The sequence below is a fragment of the Bacteroidota bacterium genome (assembly GCA_018266835.1).
In the GTDB taxonomy this organism is placed as follows: Bacteria; Bacteroidota; Ignavibacteria; order Tepidaquicellales; family Tepidaquicellaceae; genus JAFDZO01.
Map to the genome: position 1 here is coordinate 312328 of JAFDZP010000003.1, position 22008 is coordinate 334335.

The following is a 22008-nucleotide window of genomic DNA, read 5'->3' on the forward strand; positions in this document are numbered from 1 at the left end:
AGCAAGGCCAAGATTTACATTATTGTTAAACTCCTGCTTCGACAACATAATTTAAAATAGTTCTTAAAAAAAATCACTTGGTAAATTGAAATTTTTAAATTACACTTCTGAGGGACTTCAATGTAAAACGCCTTAAGCGTGTTTAACGGGCCGAATGGGTTAGGATATTTGTAATATAACCATACCATAACGTTAAACTGTCGGAGAGCTTTCGTGCAATTTTTTAAAAGCTAATTTATCGCTTATGAATATTTTCTCATCTTTATTTTGCGCAAAAGAAACGGATGAATGTGAAGAAAAAAAGTATGAACAGGATTATTATGAATCTAAGCATCTATTTTACCAAAATCATTTTTTTTGTTTCAGAAAAATTTTCAGTAATCAATTTATAAAAATAAACTCCGCTTGGAAGTAACGAAGCATTGAAATCAATTGAATGACTTCCTGCATTTTGTTTTTCGTTTACCAGAGTTTGAACTTCATTTCCCAGATTATCATAAACTTTAATCGAAACGTAATTTGTAATTGATAATTCGTAATTTATCCGCGTAAGCGGATTGAAGGGGTTCGGATAATTTTGCGAAACAGAAAAATTATTAGTTACTGCAGAATGATTTTCCTGTGCAAAAGTTATGTAATCACCTCCCGCATTGGTAGTTTTTAAAATAACCGAGCTATCTCCGCATATCCAACCGGTTTGAGAATCAATAAAAGTTATCTTCTTTAAATTTGTATTTACTCCGCTATATTGCATTCCCCAATTTGAACCTCCATTGGTAGTAACAATTATTCTGCCCTTATTACCTGCGACAATTGCATTATTAGAATTAAAATATTTTAATGAATTATAAATTGTATCTGCATTATTACAATTATAAACCTTGTACCAATTTACTCCCCCATTAGTGCTTTTAACTATTCCTGACTGGAGTGTCCCGCAAGCCATTAAATTGTTAGCGTTAAAATTGGATATACCTCTCAGGCCTTTCAAAGAATCCAAATACGCCCAGTTACTCCCGCCATTTGTAGTAAAACCTGAAACTCCGCCTGCTATATAACCAATATTAGAAGTGAGAAATGTAGCATCATATGAACCATCTAAATTTACCCAAACATCAGCCCAGTTTGTTCCTCCATTTGTAGTCCTTTCAACAAAAGAGGGACCTATAGCAAAACCAGTATTAGGGTTTAAAAACATTAACTTTTTTAATTCACCCGAATGGGCGTGATTTACTTCCACCCATGTAATTCCGCCGTCAGTTGTTTTCCTGAACATAAAAGATGAAACAAATCCGGTATTTGCATCTAAAAAACATACCGTAGTAAAAACTTCACCCATTGATGAATCACGAGTCCAACCGACACCACCGTTTGTAGTTTTTAAAAAATACGAATAAAAATCTGTTCCGCTAAAATAAGGTGCTATTGCTACTGCAAACCCGGTATTCTGATTTATAAACTGAATATCATAAACTTTACTTCCTCTCGGCAGGTCCGTATTTTGTTTAACCCACTGGGAATATGAGTTGGTTATAAATAATACTGATATAAAAAAAATAATTATTGCTCTCATAGCTTATTAGTTTATAAAAATTAATCTTCTTAACTAATTTGATAAAGTCAAAACCATCAATATCACTTTACCAATACCATTTTTTTTGTCTCAGAATTTTTTTCAGTTTTAAGAGTATAGAAATAAATTCCGCTGTTTAAAGTTGATGCATTGAACTGATAATTATAATATCCCGCATTTAATTCTTCCCCCAATAAAGTCATTACTTCCCTGCCAAGCATATCGTAAACAATTAATGATGTAAAAGATTTTTCCGATAACTGGAATTTTATATTTGTGGAAGGATTAAATGGATTAGGAAAATTATTTTCGAGTTTAAACTTATCAGGAATCTGAGTTGAAATATTCTGAATACCAACTGAAGTTGATTTGAATGTTATTCGCAATGAGTTTGCTGAAGCAACCGAATCCAATCCGTTATAAGCAGTAACTTTACAAATAGTGACTATTGAATCCCCGGTGAGACCCAGCTGATGCGCAATGGAATCCAGTCTGCTTTTTGTAAAAGTAATAGCCGTATCCTGCCCATTGTGATTTGAAAGATAATAATTTTCAGTTGATGCGCCGTTCTTCTTTATTCTGAATTTATAAGTAATATTAACGCCTCCGATAGACGAGTTTGTCCAGTTAAAATTTACCTTCGATGTATCGTTTGGATTCGTAATTATAGTTTGTATTACATCACTCGTTAAACTAAATCCTGATAAAACGCTTCCGTTCACTTTTATATAATCAGTCTTTGTAAGAGAATCAGAGCCGAATGCGTTTGATACTTTTAACTTCACAGTGTAATATCCGACTGTATTAAAAGTTATAAAAGGATTTGGTACATCAAAAGAATAATTTTGCGGACCGGTAATAGTCCACTGATATGTAGTTGGATTATTGGAAGCGCAATCAATTAGCTGCGCAGTGTTTCCGTTGTAATAAATTGTACCGTTCGTCATAAAATCTGCTTTAGGTGCAGCATTCTGCGGCGGAGCATATCTCAGAACATAAAGCCCGCGGGTTCTATCAGATGCAATAATTTTTCCCGAAGGAAACATATAAACTCCCCAGCATCCGTTAAATTCATTGGAATTGTTTTCAGGATATGTATCGTACCATCCCATCTCAACAGGATTTGAAGGAGTAGAAACATCTAACAATTTTACTCCTGCAGTATAATAAGCAACCGCTAACTGATTTCCGTACAGCTCAACATTGTGTATAATACAATTTGAAAAAATATTTGACGGTGCCCATGTATTTGCCAGAATAATATTTGAGAGGTCCTGCACATTCCAGATTTTCAATCTTCCGGGAGGTGTTGATGTTTCATCGGTAACAAAAGCAAACTTTCTGCCCGGAGTTATTGCGCAATTATGAGGGAAAGGATTCTGACCGTTAGTCCAGTTTGTAATATTTGTAAGATTGTTTTTGTTTGCCGCATTAATAATTGAAACCTTACCGTCATAAATATTCGCAGCCCAAATAGTATCGTTTATAACTCTGCAATCGTGCACATAATAATCGTTCCATTTACCTCTAAGCACAGGAACTTCCGGATTTACCGATAAATCAAGCACTGCTATACCGTGCCCGAAAGTTGCATTAGCTCCGTTAAGATAAAGGTAAGGTCCTGATTGTTGAATTGAGTGAGTTGTAGTGTGATCTGTTGCATGGAACTCTCCCACATATGTAACAGAGTTTGGCAGCCCGGCTAAGTCAAAAATCTGCACTCCCATTCCTCCTTCAGAAACAACATAAGCATAATGTGAATAAGTTTTCATTTCGCGCCACTGACTAAACACACCGCTTAAGGCAGCGCAAACTCGTATATTCGTTGAATCTGTAATATCTATAAAGTAAGTATTTCCTACTCCTCCAAGGATAGCGTATTCTCTTCCATTTGCAGAGTATCCCCAAAGCGCAGAATAATTGATGCCTGAATTTCCATTGAGGGGGTTTGATTTTCCGATTAATCTGATATTTTTGCCCTGAGAAAAACTTTCTTGAAAATTTAATACGAGGGATACTAAAACTAAGAGGGTGAAAAAAATTCTATTCATTTGCGGTAGATATAAATATAAAAAAAGAACTTTTGGTTGGTAATAATAAAATACAATTACTAAATCAAAAGTTCAAATGTTTTGGATAAACTATAAAAAAAACTAAATATTTATTTATCGAATATTAGCACCATAGGATCTAAAGGAACATTTATTTCATATTTATCGACAGTTCCCAGAATTCCACCTTTTTCATTGTAATAAGGTAATTTTAAATTTGTGCCCGGTACAGTTTTATATTTATCATAGAATATTTTTACTGAGTTCATACCCGGAGTTTCTACCATAACTAAATAGAAAGAGTCCTTACTAAAATATTGAATATTCTTTTCCTGACCGTTACGTGTGAATTTAATTTTATATGTATCCGTTCCGTTAATCTTTTCCTCTCCAAGCAGTTCAGTTTTTATTCCTCTGCTTTCCATATCGCTAAGGTAAAAATATGTTCCGTCTTCAATAGCCGGTAATAGTGATTCGACTGTTGCCATAGAGAGACTCGATTTTACTCCGTTCTGAACAGTCCACCCTGATTTAGTATCGAAGTATGTTTTTATATCATAATCTATTCCGCTTACATGAGCAAACTGGTACTTTTCAACAGCATCTTCGTAAGCTAAAAGGTCGTAAGTATTTAATCCTGAGATTGCTTTCCCATACAGAGTTAATTGTTTTATTTTTTTTACTTCATCAATTCCGCCAATAGCTGAAATATATTTTTGTACAATTTCATCAGATGTTAGTGTCTGAGAGAATAAATTTGATGTGAGAACTAAAAATATAAAAATGTAAATTTTTTTCATTTTTGAGATAAGTATTAATTTAAAATTTAATCATTACACTCAAAAAAATAAATAAAGTTTCATTGGATTTTAAGAATAAAATTTACTTATTTCCTAAAACAATTTTTGGTTCTACGGGCATATTAATTTCGTATTTATCAATTGTACATTTTAATGGACCTCTTTCAATCCCATACGGCAAAATTAACTTTGTACCGGGTACTTCCTTAAAATCAGTGTTATTTACAATTATAAGATTACCTTTGCTCGAAATAGATTCTACTCTTATAGGATAAAAAGTGTTCTTATCAATATACTGAGTATTTTTATCTGTACCTTTATGAGTGAATTTAACTTTATAACAGTCTTTGCCGTCAATTTTTTCTTCACCTAAAACCTCGGTTTTAATACCTTTTCCTTCCATATCTGCCAAATAAAAATATGTTCCGTCTTCCACCGTTATTTTTATTGTATTCATTTGTTCAGGAGTAATATCTTCTTTAGCTCCGTTTTGCGAAACCCAGCCAGCAGTCATATCATAATAATTGGCAGCGGAAAAACCTTCACCGGTTACCAGGGAAAACATACATTTTTGAACAGCATCTTCATAGAAAATAACATCAGCCGTTACATGTCCCATAATAACAGCTTTTCCGGTGATTGATAACTGATTGATTTTTTTAAGCTCTGAAGTTCCGCCGATAGCAGAAATATATTTCTGAACTATTTCATCTGAGGTTAAAGTCTGAGAGAATGCGCTTGAAAATAGGAATAAACAAAGAAGAGTGTAAATTTTTTTCATAAAGTTATTGTTGTAAAGTTTGAATTACTAAATAAGACTTATATTTTACCCCAAAAGTTTCAGATATTGGGCTCACTAATTGAGTTTATTTTACAAATTTAAAGAATTATCTTTGCCCTACTTCTTTTTGAACTTAAATTCTACACATCCATATAAAAAATGAGCAATATAGAACCTAAAAAGAGCGCTTCAAAAGCAGAGTGGAACGAAACTGCTAAATCCCAGAAAACAAACGGAATGAAATTCACTTCCCTATCGGGAAGAGAGCTTGATATCTGTTACACTCCTGAAGATACGAAGGAAACGAATTACTATAATGAGATTGGATACCCGGGCGAATACCCTTATACAAGGGGCATTCACCATAATATGTACAGAGGAAAATTATGGACGATGAGGCAGTTTGCAGGATTCGGAACTCCCGAAGACACAAACCAAAGGTTCAAATATTTGCTTGAGCACGGACAGACAGGTCTATCTACAGCATTTGATATGCCGACACTTATGGGTTGGGATGCAGATGCGCCGCTTGCAGAAGGTGAAGTCGGTATCTGCGGAGTATCGGTTTCTTCATTAGCCGATATGGAAAGATTGTTCGATGGAATTCCGCTTGATAAAGTTTCTACTTCGATGACAATTAATTCGCCTTGTATAATGGCATACGCTTTTTATTTAGCTGTTGCTGAAAAGCAGGGAGTAGCATTCAATAAGTTAAGAGGAACATTACAAAACGATATCTTAAAAGAATACATAGCCCAGAAAGAATATATTTATCCTCCGAAACAATCAATGAGAATTATTACTGACATGATGGAGTATTCTACAACCGAAGTTCCGCAGTTCAATCCTGTTTCTGTCAGCGGATATCACATAAGAGAGGCCGGCTCGACAGCAGCGCAGGAACTTGCATTCACACTTGCAGACGGATTTGCTTATGTAGAGCATTGTATAGAAAGAGGAATGGATGTAGATGCATTCGCTCCGAGAATTTCTCACTTCTTTAATTCACATTTAGATTTTTTTGAAGAGATTGCAAAGTTCAGAGCAGCAAGAAGAATTTATGCAAAGAGAATGAAGAATAAGTACGGCGCAAAAAATCCGAAATCATGGGTATTAAGATTCCACACACAAACAGCAGGATGCTCACTTACAGCTCAGCAGCCTGAAAATAATATTGTAAGAACTGCAATCGAGGCTTTAGCAGCAGTGCTTGGCGGAACGCAGTCATTACATACAAACTCAATGGATGAAACGCTTGCATTACCATCCGATAAAGCAGTGAAAATCGCATTAAGAACTCAGCAAATAATTGCTCACGAACATGGAGTAATAAACGTAGCTGACCCGTTAGGCGGAAGCTATTACATTGAAAAATTAACTGATGATATAGAAGCAGAAGCAAACAGATATTTTGATCTGATAGAAGCACAGGGCGGAGTTATTCCATGTATAGAAAACGGATTCTTCCAGAGAGAAATTGCAGATGCTGCATACAGATATCAGGTTGAGCTTGATAAGAAAGAAAAAATCGTTGTAGGCGTGAATGACTTTATTGAAGAAGATGAGAAGATTGATATCCCGATCTTACAAATTTCAAAAGAAGTTGAAGAAAGCCAGGTCAGATTATTAAAAGAATTAAAGGCATCAAGAAATCAGGAAGATGTTAAGACCGCTCTTGCAGAGTTGAAAAAATCTGCTGAAGATGGAACTAACTTAATGCCAAGAGTGCTTGACTGTGCAAGAAAATATGTAACGCTCGGTGAGATGTGCGGCGAGCTGAAGGAAGTATTCGGAGTATACGAAGAAACTGCAGTGTTTTAATTTTTAATTAAAATGTTATGAGCATAGCAGAGTTAAAAAAAGAAATTGTAAAGTTTGTTGAGGCATCGCAGGATGAACAAAAACTTCAATTTTTTTATCAATCTTTCAAAGTTGATTCTGATAAAGACTTTTGGGATGAACTTACAGAAGAAGAAAAAGAAGATATTCTTCAAGCGGAGAAAGAAATTGAAAGAGGTGAATTTATTGACAATGAAGTAGTAATGGACAAACTAGCTCAATGGATTTCAAAATAGTTTGGCATAGCAAAGCGATTGATGATTTAGAAAAAATTATTATTTATCTGCAAACTAATTGGTCAACAAGGATCCGAAATAATTTTTCACGAAGTTTAAAAGACAAATTACAAACTTTAAAGAAGTTTCCTTTATCTGGAACCGCATCAGGTAAAAAACATTTTAGGAAAAAATTAATTACAAAGCATTCTTACCTAGTTTATAAAGTTTTTGAAAATAGAATAGAAATTCTATTTATAAAAGATACACGACAGAATACCAACGCAAATAATTAATGCAATGTCCATTAAAGAATTAAGAAAAGAGATTCACAAATTAATCGACAGCATAGAAGATAGAAATCTTCTTGAGAGCTACTACGATATGATGAAAATAGATACGGAACAGGTATCGTGGGATGACCTGACTGAAGAAGAGCAGAACGAAATAATGCAGACAAAGAAAAATGCTGAAGATGAAGGAATTGAATTTATCTAAATCGTTTTAATAAAATTTAATCCTTAACTATGGAACTTTCACAGGAAGAATTATACAGCCGGGCTGCTGCAAAAGTAAAAGCAAGAAAATCTTTTTACATCAATCTGATTAATTATGTAATCATAAATTTGCTGCTCGCCTTGATAAATTACATTAATTATACAGGCAACTGGTGGTTCTACTGGGTTTCCATCGGCTGGGGTATAGGAATTATGTTCCATGCATTCTCGGTTTTCGGAAAGGGCGGCTACTTCGGAGACGACTGGGAGAAAAAGAAGATACAGGAACTGATCGAAAAAGATAAACAAAAATAATTTTAAATCTAAGGAGCAAGCATATAAAGGCGAATCTGATTCGCCTTTTTCATATATGAATAGTATTCACAGTAAGAACTACATCACAATAATTTCACTCTGTCTCATCTCATTCGGGATTTATCAGATATTCAATTATTATTTTACCCATGGAATCCTCGGAGTTCCGCTGGATGATACATGGATTCATTTCCGCTTTGCAGAAAATTTTGCAAAAGAGTTCAATTTTACTTTCAATCCGGGAGAGCCGACTGCTGGCACAACTTCTCCTCTATGGGTTGTTGTATCAGGATTGGTAAGCTTTATCTCCCCTGCTTTTATGCTGAACTCTGTAATACTCTCAGGATTATTTTTTATCCTCAGCTGCATATTTATATATAAAATTTCTGTTACGATTTTTTTTGATTCCGATGTACTGGATTTCGAACTTGATTTCAGTCCGCTTTATCTTGCCTTATTAGTTGCATTGCTAACAATAATGTCGGGAAGACTTGAATGGGCAGCTATGTCTGGAATGGAAACTACAATGTTTATCTTCTTCACCCTCCTTGGAATTTATTTTCATATAAAAGATATACAGAATCAGAAAATCTCTCTAATACCGTCCATTCTTTTTGCTTTATCAACTGCATCAAGACCTGAAGGACTAATGCTGTTCGGTTTGTATTTATTCGATGCATGGACATTTTCTTTTACAGTAAAAAAAGTTTTAAAGACTACACTTGACTTAATTGCAGGTGTAATAATTTTTGTGATAATTGCAGGTGGATATTTCTTGTTCTCTTATTATACAAGCGGCAACATTCTGCCGAATACTTTCAGAGGGCAGGGAGGAAATTTTGAATTCCTTCCGAATCTTGAATATTTAAGAATAAGTCTTGTATTATTTATTCGCGATAATCCGATAACTTGTGTACTGTATCTGTTCTCTTTCTTTTTTTACTTTGCTAATATCAGAAGATTTTTTAGCAAATTAAGGAGTTTAAATTTAATTTATTTATGGGTAATTTTGCTCCCGATAGCATCATCAATATTCGTACCTAACTGGAGACATCACGGCAGATATCTTATGCCGTTAGTTCCGTTTATAAATTTGATTTCTGTATATGCTATTTTAGTAATTCTGAATAAATACAAAAGCAAAAGTTCTTTAAAGCTATTACACAGCACAAAGTTTTTAACATCGCTGCTTTTATTTTTCTCATTCACTTATTATATAGTGTACGGAGTGGCACTTGGAAAAAATTCAGATAACATTAACAGCCAGCAGGTGAAACTTGCTCACTGGGTAAAAGATAATGTTTCACCGAATGATGTAATTGCGCTTAATGATATCGGTGCTATTACTTTCATATCGAAGAACAGGATAGTTGATATGGCGGGACTTGTAACTCCGCAGATACTTGACTACAGGAAATACAGACTTGAAGATAATATGGATTCCATGCTGACTCTTTTAAAGAACAACGACGTAAAATATCTGATAATATACGACCACTGGTTCACACCTTTTTTACAAAGACACGGGAAATATTTTGAATACCTGCTTTCAGCTAAGCTTGAAGAAAATACAATCTGCGGCGGAGATGAAATGAAAGTGTATAAAGTAAACTTTTACAGGAAAGAAAATGAAAATCATTAAATTAATAAAGCTTATAAGACCGAAGCAATGGCTGAAGAACGTCTTCTGCTTTGCGCCGATCTTGTTCTCAGGAAATTTATTCTATTGGGATAAGCTTTCTATTAATTTAATTGCATTCATTGCCTTCTGCGGGATTTCAAGCTGCGTTTATATACTTAATGATATTTCAGATGTTGAAAGTGACAGAAACCACAAGAAAAAAAGATTCAGACCCATTGCCTCAGGAGATGTTTCAATAAAAGAAGCCTGGGCATTTTTTGCACTGCTGCTTGCATTAGTTGCTTCTGCGTGCATATTTTATCTTCCGGTATCTTTTGGTATTGTAATAGTTTTATATCTTGTAAATAATTTCTTGTACTCATACAAATTGAAACACATGGTGCTTTTAGATGTGTTCTCAATTTCTATAGGCTTCATGTTAAGAGTTGTAGGCGGCGGTTTTGCAATCGATGTACAGCTTTCAAGCTGGATGATTATCACCACAATTTTTATTTCACTCTTTCTTGGTATTTCAAAAAGAAGAGCAGAACTCTCAAATGCAGATGAGGGTGGTGCGACCAAACAAAGAAAAGTACTTGATGACTACTCCATTGATTTTGTTGAACAGTTAAATACAATTGCTGCAACAGGAACAATTTTATCTTATGCTCTTTACACTGCATCGGATAAAACCATCACAACATTTCACACTGATAAATTAATTTATACAACTCCATTCGTAATTTACGGAATATTCCGTTATCTTTATTTGATTCATAAGAAAAATCTTGGCGAGAATCCTGCATCCATTGTTACTAAAGATATTCCGATTATCGTGACAGGAATTCTATGGGTAATAGTCTGTGCCTCTATTATTTATAAAGCCAAATTAGGACTTTAATACTTAATTGAAAAATAAAATTTCCCGCGTATCACATTATAAAGCAGAGCTGCTTTTACTTTCTATTACTGTATTCTGGGGAATTTCATTTCCATTCACAAAATTTGCTTTAGAAGATTTCTCCCCTATTGCACTAGTATTCCTTCGATTCTCTATAACTGTCGTTGTTTTCTTTGCTATATATTATAAGAAATTACAGATAAGAGGATTTAAGCAATGGCGCTACGGCTTTATTCTGGGTTTCTTATTATTCCTGGGTTTCATCTCACAGACGACGGGTATGAAATACACTACTGCTTCCAACTCTGCATTTATTACCGGCACAAATGTTCTGCTTGTTCCATTCGCTTTATATTTTGTCAGTGGTAGGAAACCGAAAATTCAGAATATCATAGGGATTATTATAGTAACAGTCGGACTTTATTATCTAACAGGAATCGGAGTATCGGGATTAAACTACGGTGACTTCATTACAATCTTCTGCACTTTCTCATTTGCACTTCACATAGTGTTACTTGATAAGTACTCTAAGATAACAGATATAATACATCTTGTCTTCGGTCAATTTCTTGCAATGGCAGTTCTAAGTTTTGTATACATGATGGTGATGGAATATTTTGTTTATGATAATTTAAAAATGAATTTCACCACAAGTTCAACATCCTTAGTACTTTTCTTAGCGCTCTTTGGAACTTTATTGGTGTTTTTTTTGATGACAAAGTTTCAGGGGATGACTAATCCTATCAAAGCTAGTATTATCTATAACATGGAGCAGGTCTTCGCAACATTTTTTGCATATTTTCTTTTGGATGAAAGACTGACATTTAGCCAGATAATCGGAGCACTGATAATGATTAGCGGTTTGATAGTCTCCGAATTTTCGGATTTAATTTTCAAAAGAAAATTAAAATAAAATAGTTTATGGATGTCACATATAAAGTAATTCTTAAAGGACTTGTTCAGGGCGTGGGCTTCAGACATTTCGCATACAAAAGAGCACACGAACTTGGATTAAAAGGATGGGTTAAAAATTTAAACACCGGAGAAGTTGAAGTGATTGTTCACGGAAGCAAAGATACAGTGAACCACTTTATTTTTACCGATTTGAAAAGCGGTCCCTCAGAAGCACAGGTGAATGATATGAGCGTCGATGAATACCACAGTCCCGGAGAGCTTCCATTTTTTCTCGTTCATCATTAATTTCAATATAAATAAGAACTCTTATCTCTCTTGAAATTCAGAAAGATAAATTTTAATATTACAGTAAAATAAAAAAGGATACGATAGAAAATATTTACTGTTCAAGTAAATAAAATAATTTATTATGCTCAAGAAAATCCTTCCCGGAATTTTATTCCTCCTAGTTTCATCAAATTTTATTTATTCTCAAACCAACACGACTTACAATTTCCTTCGTCTTGATGTTGGCGCGCGCGCTTCTGCCCTTTCAGGAAGCTTCACGGCTATGGAAAATGACGTGAACGTTATTTTCTATAATCCCGGCGGAATTGCAACCGTTAAGGATAAACAGGCATCGGTAGGATTTTATAAATATCTGCTTGATATAAATTCAGGGAATGCAGCCTACATCCAAAAGTATAAAGATATAGGATATATCGGCGCTGGTATTCAGTATATTAATTACGGAAGTTTTGATAAGTATGATGTAAACTCAAATAACTTAGGAACATTCGGAGCAAGTGATATTGCTCTATCTCTCGGATACGGAAATGTGTACGATAATTTATATTATGGAGCGAATGTAAAGTTTATATACTCATCTTATGATACATATAAATCAACAGCGGCAGCAATAGATTTCGGAGCTATTTATAAAGTTCAGAAGGCAATGATGACATTGGGCGTAAGCTTACTAAATGTTGGAGCCCAGCTTTCTTCCTATGAAGATTATAAAGAAAAGCTCCCGGTGGATTTGAGAGTTGGTGTTACTAAGAAATTAGAGAACTCCCCTCTTACTTTAAGCGTGGGCTTCTACAGTTTAAATGAGAGCTACGATAAATTTTTTGACAGATTTAAAAACATTACTGCAGGCGCAGAGATTGAAGTTTCAAACACTATAAATTTAAGAGTTGGTTACGATAACCAGGTAAGGCAGCAGTTAAAAACAGGAAGCGCAATCGGTCTTGGCGGATTTTCAGCGGGACTTGGATTCAAACTTCAGGAAAAATATCAGATTGATTACGGGTTCAATTCTATGGGTAAACTTGGTTCAACGCACAGAATAAATGTAGGATTTAATTTGTAAATAATTTTAAATCGAAAATTTTAGAAGCCCTGAGGTTTAATTACTTCAGGGCTTTTTTGTTGTATAAACTTATTCAGAAATTTTTATTTCAAAAATTTTATTCCAAAGCTTACCTGTAACAAGTAAATTTCCTGTTGCGGGATTAATAGTTATACCGTTCAGCACATCAATTTCCTGTAAATTTCCTGCCTGCTTCATCAGCTCTTCTAAATCCATTCTTCCTAATACTTTTCCTGTCGCAGCATCTATTTTAAGAATCAAAAAAGTTCTCCATACATTTGCATATATATTTCCTTTGTAGTATTCAAGCTCATTTATATTTGTTATTGCTCCCATGTTATCATAGACTTCAATATTAGAAGTAATTGCAAACGAATACGGATTCATATAATAAATTTTATTTGTACCGTCGCTCATAATTAATTCTTTTCCGTTATTAGTCATACCCCAGCCTTCAGTGTTATAAGTAAAATTCTGAATGAACTTGAAATCATCAAGATTATATACAAATCCTTTTTTATTCTTCCATGTTAGCTGATAAATTTTATTATCGAAGATTGTTATTCCCTCACCGAAATATTGTTTATCAAGCGGAATTTCCTTCAATGTTTTACCTGAAGCTAAATCATATTTTTTTATTAACGATTTCCCTTCAAGTCCCGTGCTTTCATAAATATATCCCTTGTAAAATTCAAACCCTTCAGTGAAATCTGCTTTTGAGTGCGGATAAGTTTTGACTACAGTAAATTTTTCAGGCTTTGGAATTACATCTGATAAAATTTTTATGTTCGATTCAAGCGTTTCGTTCTTTCCGTCTTCATAAAATGTTTTCAGAGAGACTTTATGTACGCCGAGTTTTCCTGCTGATGGTAGAAAAGAATATGACGTTACTCCATTTTTTAGAGAAGATATATAGTTGTTATCAAAAAATACCTGAGATGAATCCAGCTTAACGTTTTGCTTTGAAATTACGAATGAGACTTTGAGACTGTCATTTAACTTTGCCGAAGAATTATTTGCTGGAGCTGTAAGCTTGAAATATACTTCCAGCTTTTTATCTATTACCGGTGTGTTCTCGTTTTTACATGAAAAAAATATTACGCTTAGTGCAATTGAACAAATACAAACTAAAAATTTATTATACATTAATGATCCTCTTTATTTACTAACTGAAACCAGTTGCCGTCATTATCTGTAAAAGTCAGACATTTATCCGAGCCGTCAGTTCCTTTAAATTTAACTCCTTTAGATTCAAAATATTCTTTTGCATCATCCAGGTTATCGGTATAAATTACAAATGCTATGTTTGCTTTCTGATAAGCTGATGGGTTAACGGGATTGCCAGGCCGGAGAAGAATAATATGCGAACCGCGCTTAAGCCAGACAAATTTTTCATGCTGAATAACTTCAATCTCATATCCTAATACATCAACATAAAAATTTTTAGCCTCAAGGGGATTTTTAACAAAAATTTCTGTGTGACCAATTTCTATTTTCATGGTTCAAAGATAGTGAAATATATTTTAAAGATTGATAGCAAAAATTTCTTTATGCTCTGCTCCGGTTGTTGAAATTATACTTTGCATTATACTAAGCTTATTAACCGAAAAATTTACTTTGAGATTTATATCTGAGATATCTTTCAATTTAGTTCTTCCTTTAATTCTTGCAAGTGTTATATGAGGATGGAAATTTTTATCCTGTGTAAAACCAAACTCTCCTAATATTGTCTTTACTTCTTCTGCTAACTCAAAAATTTTATTCTCCGAATCTTTACAATTCAGAAAAATTACTTTTGGATTTTTTAAATTCGGAAAAGCATTTATTCCTGAGCACTCAAAATTCAGCTGCCCGAATTTATTCTCAATTTTTGTTACAACTGTTTCATATATCTTTGTTAATTTAATTTCATCCACTTCTCCAACAAAGAAAATAGTAAGATGAAAGTTCTCAGGTTTCTCAAAACGGGCTAAATAAGGCTTTTCAATCTTTTCTTTAACTAAATTCTGAATTTTTTGTATCTTTTCCTTACTTTTTAAATCAATATTAAGTGAAATAAAGCTTCTCAAATGAGTAATTATTGTTGAAAATCGCTAAAAAACTAAATTGAATAACTATATTAAATTACGTATATTTAACGATTAAATCAAAAAATTTTGGGAGATATACCATAATGAAAGCAATAAAGATATTCACCGTACTTTTAACATTAGCCCTTACCTCAAGTTTTGTTTATTTCACAGGATGCACATCAGCAGAATCCACCACAGGAAAATTAGCATTCCAGCAAAAAGATTATCAAAAGGCTGAAATAGAATTAAAGAAAGGTGTAGCAGTTGATAAAAATGATGCAGAAGCATGGTACATGTTAGGATATTCACAAGTTGAGAACGGACACTTTGAAGAATCAAAAGAATCTTTTGCAAATGCAAAAAGATTATCAGGTGAATACGGTGACAGAGTTACTGCTTATTGGGTAGAAAAATATAACCAAGGTGCCAGCAGTTTTGGAATTGGCGCAAAAGCAAAAGATACTTTAACAGCAAATCCAAGCTACAGACAGGCATTACGATATTTTCAGGCAGCATATAATATTCAGCCCGATTCAACTAAAGGTATAGAAGCATTAGGCAGAACATATTTTGCCTTAGGTGATAAAGATAAAGCTCTTGAATTATTCCAAAGTGTTATTGCAAAAACAAACAGTAAAGAAAGCGCAATAAGAGTTGCAGCAATTTTATTTGATGAAGGCAGTACATTACTTACTCTTAAAAAGAACGACGACGCAGCAGCAACATTCCAAAAAGTATTAAACATTCCTTCTCTCCCAAAAGATGACCAGTACTATGAAGTTTCTTCTTATAACTTTGGTTTGGCAAAAGTAAAAGCTGCTGAAGAAATGAAATCAAAAAATGAAAACGATCCGAACATAAAGCAGTACTACATGGATGCATTAGCAGTGGTCGAACCGTTATCAAAAACAAATATCAATAATAAAGATATCAAACCAAGAGTTTGGGATTTATTAGTTGTATTATATGGCAATACAGGTCAGACAGATAAAGCTACAGATGCTTACAAAAAAGCTGAAGAATTAAAGAAAGAAAACAAATAAATTTTAAAATCCTGACTGCTGAAATGCAGTCAGGAAACATTTATGGAACAGCAAAATCCTCCTCCTTATAATTACAATTACAACTATCCGAAGAAATCCTCCGGTGGTTCAAAAGTATTCTGGGGAATTTTTATTTCCATTCTTGTAATAGCTCTAATTTTTACCGCAGCATCTTTTTTATTTCTTGCCAAAGTCATAAGTTCAGCAGAAGGCGGAGACAGGTATGAATATAATTACAGAAGCGGTAAAGGAAACGGAAAGATAGCAGTTGTAGATTTGGATTTTACCATAATAACTTCCGACCCGATTGTAAGACAGTTTAAGAAATACCGCGAAGATAAATCTATCAAAGCAATTGTATTAAGAATTAACTCTCCCGGCGGCGGCGTTGCTGCTTCACAGGAGATGTATGAAGAAATAAGAAAAACCCGAGACAGCGGTAAACCTGTAATAGTTTCATTTGCATCACTTGCTGCAAGCGGCGGATATTATGCTGCATGCGGCGGAAGTATTATAGTTTCTAATCCGGGTTCTTTAACAGGAAGTATCGGAGTAATAATGTCTTTCGTGACTATTCAGGAACTTGCAAAGAAACTTGGAATAGATGAAACCACAATTAAAAGCGGTGAACTGAAAGATGCAGGAAGTCCTTTCAGATATCCTACTGAAAAAGATAAAGAGTATTTTCAGGATATAGTTGATGACAGTTACAAGCAGTTTTTAGATGTTGTTTCCAGAGAGAGAAAAATCGATATGGAAGACCTCAAAAAAATTGCTAACGGAAGAGTCTTTACAGGAAGCCAGGCAAAGAAATTAGGACTTGTTGATTCACTGGGAACATTCGAAGATGCAATCAGAATAGCCGGTAAGATGGGCGGCATTGAAGGCGAGCCAACAATTGTAAAAGAGAAAACACGCTTAGGAATTGTAGAAAGACTTACAGAAGGTTCTACCTCTTCTGAGATTAAAGAGCTTAAGCAGGAATTGAAAAACGAATTCATAGATAAACCTGTTTTACAATATAAATTCGAAAAATAATTTTTAAATAAAAAATTATGACAAGAGCGCAAATTGCCGCTAAAATTTCAGAAGCTACAGGACTAAGCAAGAAAGAGACAGAGATAGTTGTTGAAGGTTTCATCAGTTGCATAATTGAATGCCTGAAGGAAAACGGAAATATTGAAATCAGAGGTTTCGGAACATTTAAAAATAATGTGAAGGAACCAAGAACTGCAAGAAACCCAAGAACAGGTGAAAGTATTTCACTTGGAAAAAGATTTATCCCGATGTTCAAGGTATCAAAGGAGTTCAAAAAAGCGGTTCAGGACGCGCTAGTAAAATAACAGAAATTTTTTAAAATAAGTTTTATAAACAATCTATAAAGGAGAAACACTATGCCTTGTGGCAAGAAAAGAAAACGTGCGAAGATGTCTACGCATAAGAGGAAGAAAAGACTCAGAAAGAACAGACATAAAAAGAAAATCAGATAAAAATTTTTTGCAGATGCTGAGGTTGAAAAACTTCAGCATCTGCATAAATTTTATCTTCAAAGAGCCAAGATTATTTGTAACTCCTGCCTGTAACAAAATCCAGATTGATAATAATTTCGCTACCCTTTTTGTAATTCAAAAATTGTTATTTCCGGTCTTACATTAAATCTCACTTGCCATAAGTGTCCCAATGCTCTATTTATATATAGAGTTCTGTCATTTCTCAATTCATATTGTCCGGCAGAGTATTTTTTGTTTTTTACCGGAAGCATTGGCGGCGGAAGAAATGGCGGTTTAACTTGTCCACCGTGAGTATGTCCTGATAGTATCCAACTATTATATTCGCCCCAAACATCTAAATCGCAAACATCAGGATTATGACACAATACTATATTTGCTTTTGATTTGTCAAAACCTTTCATAGCTTTTTCGGGATTGAAGTTCAGTCCCCAATAGTCATCAAAGCCAATAAAGTTTATTCCGTTTACTTCAGCACTGTCATTTCTTAATAGTTGAATGCCTTTGCTAATAAGCATTTCTGAAATTTTATCTGCAACATCATTTTGCGACCAATTTTTTCCATAATCGTGATTGCCTAAAATTCCAATAGTTGCTATTTTCCCCTTAACAATATTATTTAATGTATCTTCTAACTTATCATATTGAACTGCATCTTTGTTAATGCTTACATAGTCACCTGTGTAAACAATAAAGTCAGGGTTAAATTCTTTTGCTTTTTTGAATGAGTTAATTATGAAGTGATAGTCAAAGCGATTTCCAATATGGATGTCACTTATTTGCATTAGAGTCTTGCCAATCAGTTCATCGGGTAAATTCTTGATTGGCATTTTTACTTTCACAAACTCCAGCCAGAATGGTTCAATTTGCCAGCAATACAAACCGCCGAAAAGTCCTATACCTGAAAGTCCCCAAAATGTATTTTTTATAAACTTTCGTCTATTCAATGCATTTGTCTGAGTGCAGCCAAGACCTTATCTTTTCCTAAAATCTGAATAGTTAAAGGAAATTCAGGACCGTGAGTTTGTCCTGTTATTGCAATTCGCAATGGCTGGAAGAACTTCTTGCCTTTTATCCCTGTTGCTTTCTGTGCTTCGCTGAAAAGATTTTTTATATTATCAATTTCACTGAAATCAGTTTCGCTTATTGCGGGAATTAAATAATTGAAAATTTTCTTCGCATCATCTGAAGTAACAATTTCCCTATCTTCATCACTTTCAACAACAACTTTATCCTGATAGAACATTTTAATATGCTCCCCTACTTCATTCAGTTTATTCAGATAAACACGGATTGCAGAAACCACTTTTTTAGTCTTCTCAAAATCTGATGCGTCATATCCCGCTTCTTTTATATAAGGGATTAAAAGATGAGTAAGTTTATCCAGATCGTAATTTTTAATGTAGTCATTATTCATCCAGTTCAGTTTATCAATATTGAAAACCGCTCCCGCACTGTGAACTTTTTCTAATGAGAATAATTCAATCAGCTTTTCCATAGAAAAAATTTCTTCTTCAATTCCGTCACCGGGATGCCATCCGAGTAATGCAATGAAATTAATTAATGCTTCATTCAGATAACCTTTTTTCATATAATCTTCTACTGCAACGTCACCTTGTCTTTTGCTAAGCTTCGTCTTATCCGGATTTAATAGCAACGGCAAGTGTGCCATCTTAGGCACTTCCCAGCCGAAAGCTCTGTATAAAATAATATGTTTAGGAACCGAAGTTACCCATTCTTCACCTCTTATAATATGAGAAATATTCATTAAATGGTCATCGATAACATTTGCTAAATGGTATGTCGGAAATCCGTCAGCTTTTAATAAAACCTGGTCATCAATTATATTCGTCTCGATCTTTATTGTGCCTCTTATTAAATCTTCGAAAATTATTTCTTCGTTCAGCGGGACCTTCAATCTTATAACATGTGGAATTCCTGAATCTAATTTTTCTTTTACTTCTTCAGACGTAAAATCTCTTGCACGTCTGTCATACATTGTCTGCCTTCCCTCAATCTGCTGAAGCTTTCTCATTTCATCAAGCTCTTCTGGAGTTTCAAACGCATAATAAGCCATGCCCTTTTCGATAAGCTCATCACAGTATTTTTTATAAATATCCAATCTTTCTGACTGATAGTAGGGACCAAAGTCTCCGCCTTTGAACGGACCTTCATCTAAATCTAGTCCTAACTTATTCAATGCATCTATAATGTTTTCAACTGCGCCTTCAACTTTTCGTGTCTGGTCAGTGTCTTCTACTCTTAAAATAAATTTCCCGTTATTGTGTTTTGCAAACAGGTAATTGAACAGAGCTGTTCTCAATCCCCCCACGTGTAAATATCCTGTAGGTGACGGCGCAAAACGAACTCTTACTTCTGAATTTGACATGTATTATATATTGTAATTAATTATTATTAATGATGATTACAAACTCACCTTTTATTTTTAAATTGTTTTTATTTTGTAATAAATCTTTTACTCTTCCTCTTTTTATCTCTTCAAATTTTTTTGTCAGTTCTCTCCCTAAGCAAACTTCTTTATTTCCGAGGTATCTGTTAATATCTTCAAGTGTTCTTAAAATTCTGAAGGGTGATTCAAAAATTATTATAGGCATCTTCATACTCTTAAACTCATTAAAAAGAGTTTCCCTTCCTTTTTTCAGAGGAAGAAAGCCATGATAATAAAATTTATCGGTCGAAAATCCTGAAAGTACCAATGAATGTATTAACGATGATGCGCCCGGAATTGAAACAACTTCAATATTTTCTTTAACACAATTGCTTACTAAAATACTCCCGGGATCTGAAATACAGGGAGTACCTGCATCTGATATCAATGCAATTGACTTACCTGATTTTAATTCGCCTAATATAAATTCAAGCTTGGATGATTCTACCTGTGAATAATAACTGATTAATTTCCGTTTTATTCCGTAAGCAGCTAATAAAATTCCGGAAGTTCTTGTATCTTCAGCTGCAATGTAATCCACGTTATTTAAAACGTAAATCGCTCTGAAAGAAATATCCTCAAGATTTCCTATAGGAGTTGAAACAATATATAACGTTCCTGCTTCAATTTTTAAATCAGGAAATTCTATCTGAGGCAGTTCTATCATTTATTTTTTAATGCTTTCTTTTATGTCCCGTCATGTTTTCGGGAGACATAATTATATCGAGCTCTTTTTTAGAAACAAGATTTCTTTGTATTATTAATTCATAAACAGATTTCCCTGTTGCCAACGCTTCCTTTGCAATCTCTGAAGATTTTTCGTAACCGATAACAGGCACCATTGCTGTTACAAGTCCTATACTGTTCTCAACATATTTTCTGCAGACATCTACGTTTGCTGTTATTCCATTTATACATTTTTCATAAAGCGTTCTGCATCCGTTATTCAAAATTGAAATCGTATCAAATAGTCTGAACGCAATAACCGGTTCCATTACATTAAGCTCAAGCTGTCCTGCTTCCGCGGCCATAGTAATAGTTAAATCGTTTCCGATAACCTGGAATGCAATCTGATTGACAACTTCAGGTATAACAGGATTTACTTTACCCGGCATAATAGAAGAGCCCGGCTGTAAAGGGGGTAGATTTATTTCATTAAAACCTGCTCTTGGTCCGGATGAAAGTAATCGCAAATCATTGCAAATCTTCGAGAGCTTCACAGCAAATCTTTTGAACACTCCGCTTACCTGAATGTATGCACCTGTATCTTGGGTAGCTTCAACTAAATTGATAGAGACGCTTAATGGAATTCCTGTTATCTGTTTTAAATTTTCACATACCATTTTTGCATAGTCAGGATGAGAGTTTATTCCCGTTCCAATAGCAGTCGCACCCATATTAATTTCAGTGATCAGTCCCATCGCTTCTTTAATTCTCTTCATATCTTCATCTATCATTTCAGCATAGGCACCAAACTCCTGTCCAAGCGTCATTGGCACTGCATCCTGCAGCTGAGTTCTTCCCATTTTAATTACATGCTTAAACTCTTTCTCTTTTTTCCTCAATGAAGACTTCAGTTCAGAAACTGTCTTCAGCAAATTTAATGTAGAAAGATAAAGAGCAATTCTGAATGCAGTGGGATAAGCATCGTTAGTTGACTGCGACATATTCACATCGTTATTCGGATGAACCTTAGTATACTCACCTTTTTTCCCGCCAAGTTTTTCATTGGCAATGTTAGCAATAACTTCATTTGCATTCATATTTGTTGATGTCCCAGCTCCGCCCTGAAGCATATCAACAATGAACTGGTCGTAATATCCGCCCTTAACTATTTCATCACATGCATGAACAATTGCTTTCGTCTTTGTTTTATCCAGCAGACCTAACTTACTATTTGCAAGTGCTGCTGCCTTCTTAACGTAAGCCAATGAATTTATAAAGATAGGATTTATTGATAACGATATTCCCGTTATCTTAAAATTTTCTGCGGCGCGCATTGTCTGCACACCGTAATATGCTGTATTTGGAATCTGAAGACTTCCCAAGAAATCTTTTTCTATTCTGTATTTCATAT

At 34.2% G+C, this 22008-nt stretch carries 24 protein-coding genes; 13 read left to right on the forward strand and 11 right to left on the reverse strand.

Going from position 1 to position 22008, the window contains the following annotated elements:
- Window positions 1-334: 334 nt before the first annotated feature.
- From JST55_10760 to JST55_10775, 4 genes are all read right to left on the reverse strand, one after another.
- Window positions 335-754, reverse strand: a complete 420-nt coding sequence (locus JST55_10760) for a T9SS type A sorting domain-containing protein (protein MBS1493985.1) — start codon at window positions 752-754, stop codon at window positions 335-337.
- 881 nt (window positions 755-1635) lie between these two features.
- The gene (locus tag JST55_10765; protein ID MBS1493986.1) at window positions 1636-3624 is read right to left on the reverse strand and encodes a choice-of-anchor B family protein; all 1989 of its coding nucleotides are present in this window, start codon (window positions 3622-3624) and stop codon (window positions 1636-1638) included.
- A 110-nt stretch (window positions 3625-3734) separates the two neighbouring features.
- Window positions 3735-4424, reverse strand: coding sequence for a hypothetical protein (locus JST55_10770; GenBank protein MBS1493987.1), 690 nt, complete (start codon window positions 4422-4424; stop codon window positions 3735-3737).
- An 82-nt stretch (window positions 4425-4506) separates the two neighbouring features.
- Complete coding sequence (locus tag JST55_10775) at window positions 4507-5205, reverse strand: hypothetical protein (protein ID MBS1493988.1); 699 nt, start codon at window positions 5203-5205, stop codon at window positions 4507-4509.
- A gap of 159 nt (window positions 5206-5364) precedes the next feature.
- On the opposite strand from JST55_10775, the gene JST55_10780 reads away from it, so the two are divergent.
- From JST55_10780 to porQ, 10 genes are all read left to right on the forward strand, one after another.
- Window positions 5365-7026, forward strand: a complete 1662-nt coding sequence (locus JST55_10780; protein ID MBS1493989.1) for a methylmalonyl-CoA mutase family protein — start codon at window positions 5365-5367, stop codon at window positions 7024-7026.
- Between the two features lie 17 nt (window positions 7027-7043).
- Complete coding sequence (locus tag JST55_10785; protein MBS1493990.1) at window positions 7044-7280, forward strand: hypothetical protein; 237 nt, start codon at window positions 7044-7046, stop codon at window positions 7278-7280.
- Entirely contained in the window at window positions 7265-7555 is a 291-nt protein-coding gene (locus tag JST55_10790) for a type II toxin-antitoxin system RelE/ParE family toxin (protein MBS1493991.1), read from the forward strand. The genes JST55_10785 and JST55_10790 overlap by 16 nt, the downstream gene beginning before the upstream one ends.
- Window positions 7556-7559: 4 nt before the next feature.
- Window positions 7560-7757 (forward strand): hypothetical protein, encoded by a 198-nt coding sequence (locus tag JST55_10795; GenBank protein ID MBS1493992.1) that lies wholly within the window; start codon window positions 7560-7562, stop codon window positions 7755-7757.
- Window positions 7758-7786: 29 nt separating this feature from the next.
- The gene (locus tag JST55_10800; protein MBS1493993.1) at window positions 7787-8071 is read left to right on the forward strand and encodes a 2TM domain-containing protein; all 285 of its coding nucleotides are present in this window, start codon (window positions 7787-7789) and stop codon (window positions 8069-8071) included.
- Window positions 8072-8126: 55 nt separating this feature from the next.
- Window positions 8127-9713 (forward strand): hypothetical protein, encoded by a 1587-nt coding sequence (locus JST55_10805; GenBank protein MBS1493994.1) that lies wholly within the window; start codon window positions 8127-8129, stop codon window positions 9711-9713.
- Window positions 9700-10593: a decaprenyl-phosphate phosphoribosyltransferase gene (locus JST55_10810; GenBank protein MBS1493995.1), complete on the forward strand. Its 894-nt coding sequence runs from the start codon at window positions 9700-9702 to the stop codon at window positions 10591-10593. The genes JST55_10805 and JST55_10810 overlap by 14 nt, the downstream gene beginning before the upstream one ends.
- A 7-nt stretch (window positions 10594-10600) precedes the next feature.
- Window positions 10601-11506: a DMT family transporter gene (locus JST55_10815; protein ID MBS1493996.1), complete on the forward strand. Its 906-nt coding sequence runs from the start codon at window positions 10601-10603 to the stop codon at window positions 11504-11506.
- A gap of 8 nt (window positions 11507-11514) precedes the next feature.
- Window positions 11515-11793, forward strand: a complete 279-nt coding sequence (locus JST55_10820) for an acylphosphatase (GenBank protein MBS1493997.1) — start codon at window positions 11515-11517, stop codon at window positions 11791-11793.
- 124 nt (window positions 11794-11917) lie between these two features.
- The gene (porQ, locus tag JST55_10825; GenBank protein MBS1493998.1) at window positions 11918-12859 is read left to right on the forward strand and encodes a type IX secretion system protein PorQ; all 942 of its coding nucleotides are present in this window, start codon (window positions 11918-11920) and stop codon (window positions 12857-12859) included.
- A gap of 69 nt (window positions 12860-12928) precedes the next feature.
- Here porQ and JST55_10830 read toward each other — a convergent pair whose 3' ends face one another.
- From JST55_10830 to thpR, 3 genes are read right to left on the reverse strand one after another with little or no spacing between them, the layout of a single operon-like run.
- A complete protein-coding gene (locus tag JST55_10830) occupies window positions 12929-14005 on the reverse strand; it encodes a glutaminyl-peptide cyclotransferase (GenBank protein MBS1493999.1) in 1077 nt (358 codons plus the stop codon).
- Complete coding sequence (locus JST55_10835) at window positions 14005-14358, reverse strand: VOC family protein (GenBank protein MBS1494000.1); 354 nt, start codon at window positions 14356-14358, stop codon at window positions 14005-14007. Before JST55_10835 ends, JST55_10830 begins: the two co-directional genes overlap by 1 nt.
- A gap of 24 nt (window positions 14359-14382) precedes the next feature.
- Entirely contained in the window at window positions 14383-14928 is a 546-nt protein-coding gene (gene thpR, locus JST55_10840; protein MBS1494001.1) for an RNA 2',3'-cyclic phosphodiesterase, read from the reverse strand.
- A gap of 104 nt (window positions 14929-15032) precedes the next feature.
- Here thpR and JST55_10845 point away from each other — a divergent pair, with 104 nt between their 5' ends.
- The 3 genes from JST55_10845 to JST55_10855 are packed head-to-tail and all read left to right on the forward strand — an operon-like array spanning window position 15033 to window position 17317.
- Window positions 15033-15974, forward strand: a complete 942-nt coding sequence (locus JST55_10845; protein ID MBS1494002.1) for a tetratricopeptide repeat protein — start codon at window positions 15033-15035, stop codon at window positions 15972-15974.
- 42 nt (window positions 15975-16016) lie between these two features.
- Window positions 16017-17012: a signal peptide peptidase SppA gene (gene sppA, locus JST55_10850; protein MBS1494003.1), complete on the forward strand. Its 996-nt coding sequence runs from the start codon at window positions 16017-16019 to the stop codon at window positions 17010-17012.
- 17 nt (window positions 17013-17029) lie between these two features.
- Window positions 17030-17317 carry an integration host factor subunit beta gene (locus JST55_10855; GenBank protein ID MBS1494004.1) on the forward strand — a complete coding sequence of 96 codons (288 nt, stop codon included), beginning with the start codon at window positions 17030-17032 and terminating at the stop codon, window positions 17315-17317.
- Between the two features lie 266 nt (window positions 17318-17583).
- On the opposite strand, the gene JST55_10860 is transcribed toward JST55_10855, so the two are convergent.
- Genes JST55_10860 through aspA form a run of 4 tightly spaced genes read right to left on the reverse strand, consistent with a single transcriptional unit; the run spans window position 17584 to window position 22006 of the window.
- Window positions 17584-18429 carry a metallophosphoesterase gene (locus JST55_10860; GenBank protein ID MBS1494005.1) on the reverse strand — a complete coding sequence of 282 codons (846 nt, stop codon included), beginning with the start codon at window positions 18427-18429 and terminating at the stop codon, window positions 17584-17586.
- A complete protein-coding gene (locus JST55_10865) occupies window positions 18426-19871 on the reverse strand; it encodes a glutamate--tRNA ligase (GenBank protein MBS1494006.1) in 1446 nt (481 codons plus the stop codon). The genes JST55_10860 and JST55_10865 overlap by 4 nt, the downstream gene beginning before the upstream one ends.
- A 16-nt stretch (window positions 19872-19887) precedes the next feature.
- Entirely contained in the window at window positions 19888-20598 is a 711-nt protein-coding gene (gene rsmI / locus JST55_10870) for a 16S rRNA (cytidine(1402)-2'-O)-methyltransferase (protein MBS1494007.1), read from the reverse strand.
- A gap of 7 nt (window positions 20599-20605) precedes the next feature.
- Window positions 20606-22006, reverse strand: coding sequence for an aspartate ammonia-lyase (gene aspA, locus JST55_10875; protein ID MBS1494008.1), 1401 nt, complete (start codon window positions 22004-22006; stop codon window positions 20606-20608).
- Window positions 22007-22008 lie beyond the last annotated feature (2 nt).

Bases quoted from the DNA above. Each gene is read 5' to 3' on its own strand.
- JST55_10845 (MBS1494002.1), top strand. From the start codon at position 15,033: ATGAAAGCAATAAAGATATTCACCGTACTTTTAACATTAGCCCTTACC.
- aspA (MBS1494008.1), bottom strand. From the start codon at position 22,006: ATGAAATACAGAATAGAAAAAGATTTCTTGGGAAGTCTTCAGATTCCA.
- JST55_10760 (MBS1493985.1), bottom strand. From the start codon at position 754: ATGCAATATAGCGGAGTAAATACAAATTTAAAGAAGATAACTTTTATT.
- JST55_10770 (MBS1493987.1), bottom strand. From the start codon at position 4,424: ATGAAAAAAATTTACATTTTTATATTTTTAGTTCTCACATCAAATTTA.
- sppA (MBS1494003.1), top strand. From the start codon at position 16,017: ATGGAACAGCAAAATCCTCCTCCTTATAATTACAATTACAACTATCCG.
- JST55_10765 (MBS1493986.1), bottom strand. From the start codon at position 3,624: ATGAATAGAATTTTTTTCACCCTCTTAGTTTTAGTATCCCTCGTATTA.
- JST55_10795 (MBS1493992.1), top strand. From the start codon at position 7,560: ATGTCCATTAAAGAATTAAGAAAAGAGATTCACAAATTAATCGACAGC.
- JST55_10805 (MBS1493994.1), top strand. From the start codon at position 8,127: ATGAATAGTATTCACAGTAAGAACTACATCACAATAATTTCACTCTGT.
- rsmI (MBS1494007.1), bottom strand. From the start codon at position 20,598: ATGATAGAACTGCCTCAGATAGAATTTCCTGATTTAAAAATTGAAGCA.
- JST55_10835 (MBS1494000.1), bottom strand. From the start codon at position 14,358: ATGAAAATAGAAATTGGTCACACAGAAATTTTTGTTAAAAATCCCCTT.
- JST55_10775 (MBS1493988.1), bottom strand. From the start codon at position 5,205: ATGAAAAAAATTTACACTCTTCTTTGTTTATTCCTATTTTCAAGCGCA.
- JST55_10820 (MBS1493997.1), top strand. From the start codon at position 11,515: ATGGATGTCACATATAAAGTAATTCTTAAAGGACTTGTTCAGGGCGTG.
- JST55_10800 (MBS1493993.1), top strand. From the start codon at position 7,787: ATGGAACTTTCACAGGAAGAATTATACAGCCGGGCTGCTGCAAAAGTA.
- JST55_10830 (MBS1493999.1), bottom strand. From the start codon at position 14,005: ATGTATAATAAATTTTTAGTTTGTATTTGTTCAATTGCACTAAGCGTA.
- JST55_10790 (MBS1493991.1), top strand. From the start codon at position 7,265: ATGGATTTCAAAATAGTTTGGCATAGCAAAGCGATTGATGATTTAGAA.
- JST55_10785 (MBS1493990.1), top strand. From the start codon at position 7,044: ATGAGCATAGCAGAGTTAAAAAAAGAAATTGTAAAGTTTGTTGAGGCA.
- porQ (MBS1493998.1), top strand. From the start codon at position 11,918: ATGCTCAAGAAAATCCTTCCCGGAATTTTATTCCTCCTAGTTTCATCA.
- JST55_10810 (MBS1493995.1), top strand. From the start codon at position 9,700: ATGAAAATCATTAAATTAATAAAGCTTATAAGACCGAAGCAATGGCTG.
- JST55_10855 (MBS1494004.1), top strand. From the start codon at position 17,030: ATGACAAGAGCGCAAATTGCCGCTAAAATTTCAGAAGCTACAGGACTA.
- JST55_10865 (MBS1494006.1), bottom strand. From the start codon at position 19,871: ATGTCAAATTCAGAAGTAAGAGTTCGTTTTGCGCCGTCACCTACAGGA.
- JST55_10780 (MBS1493989.1), top strand. From the start codon at position 5,365: ATGAGCAATATAGAACCTAAAAAGAGCGCTTCAAAAGCAGAGTGGAAC.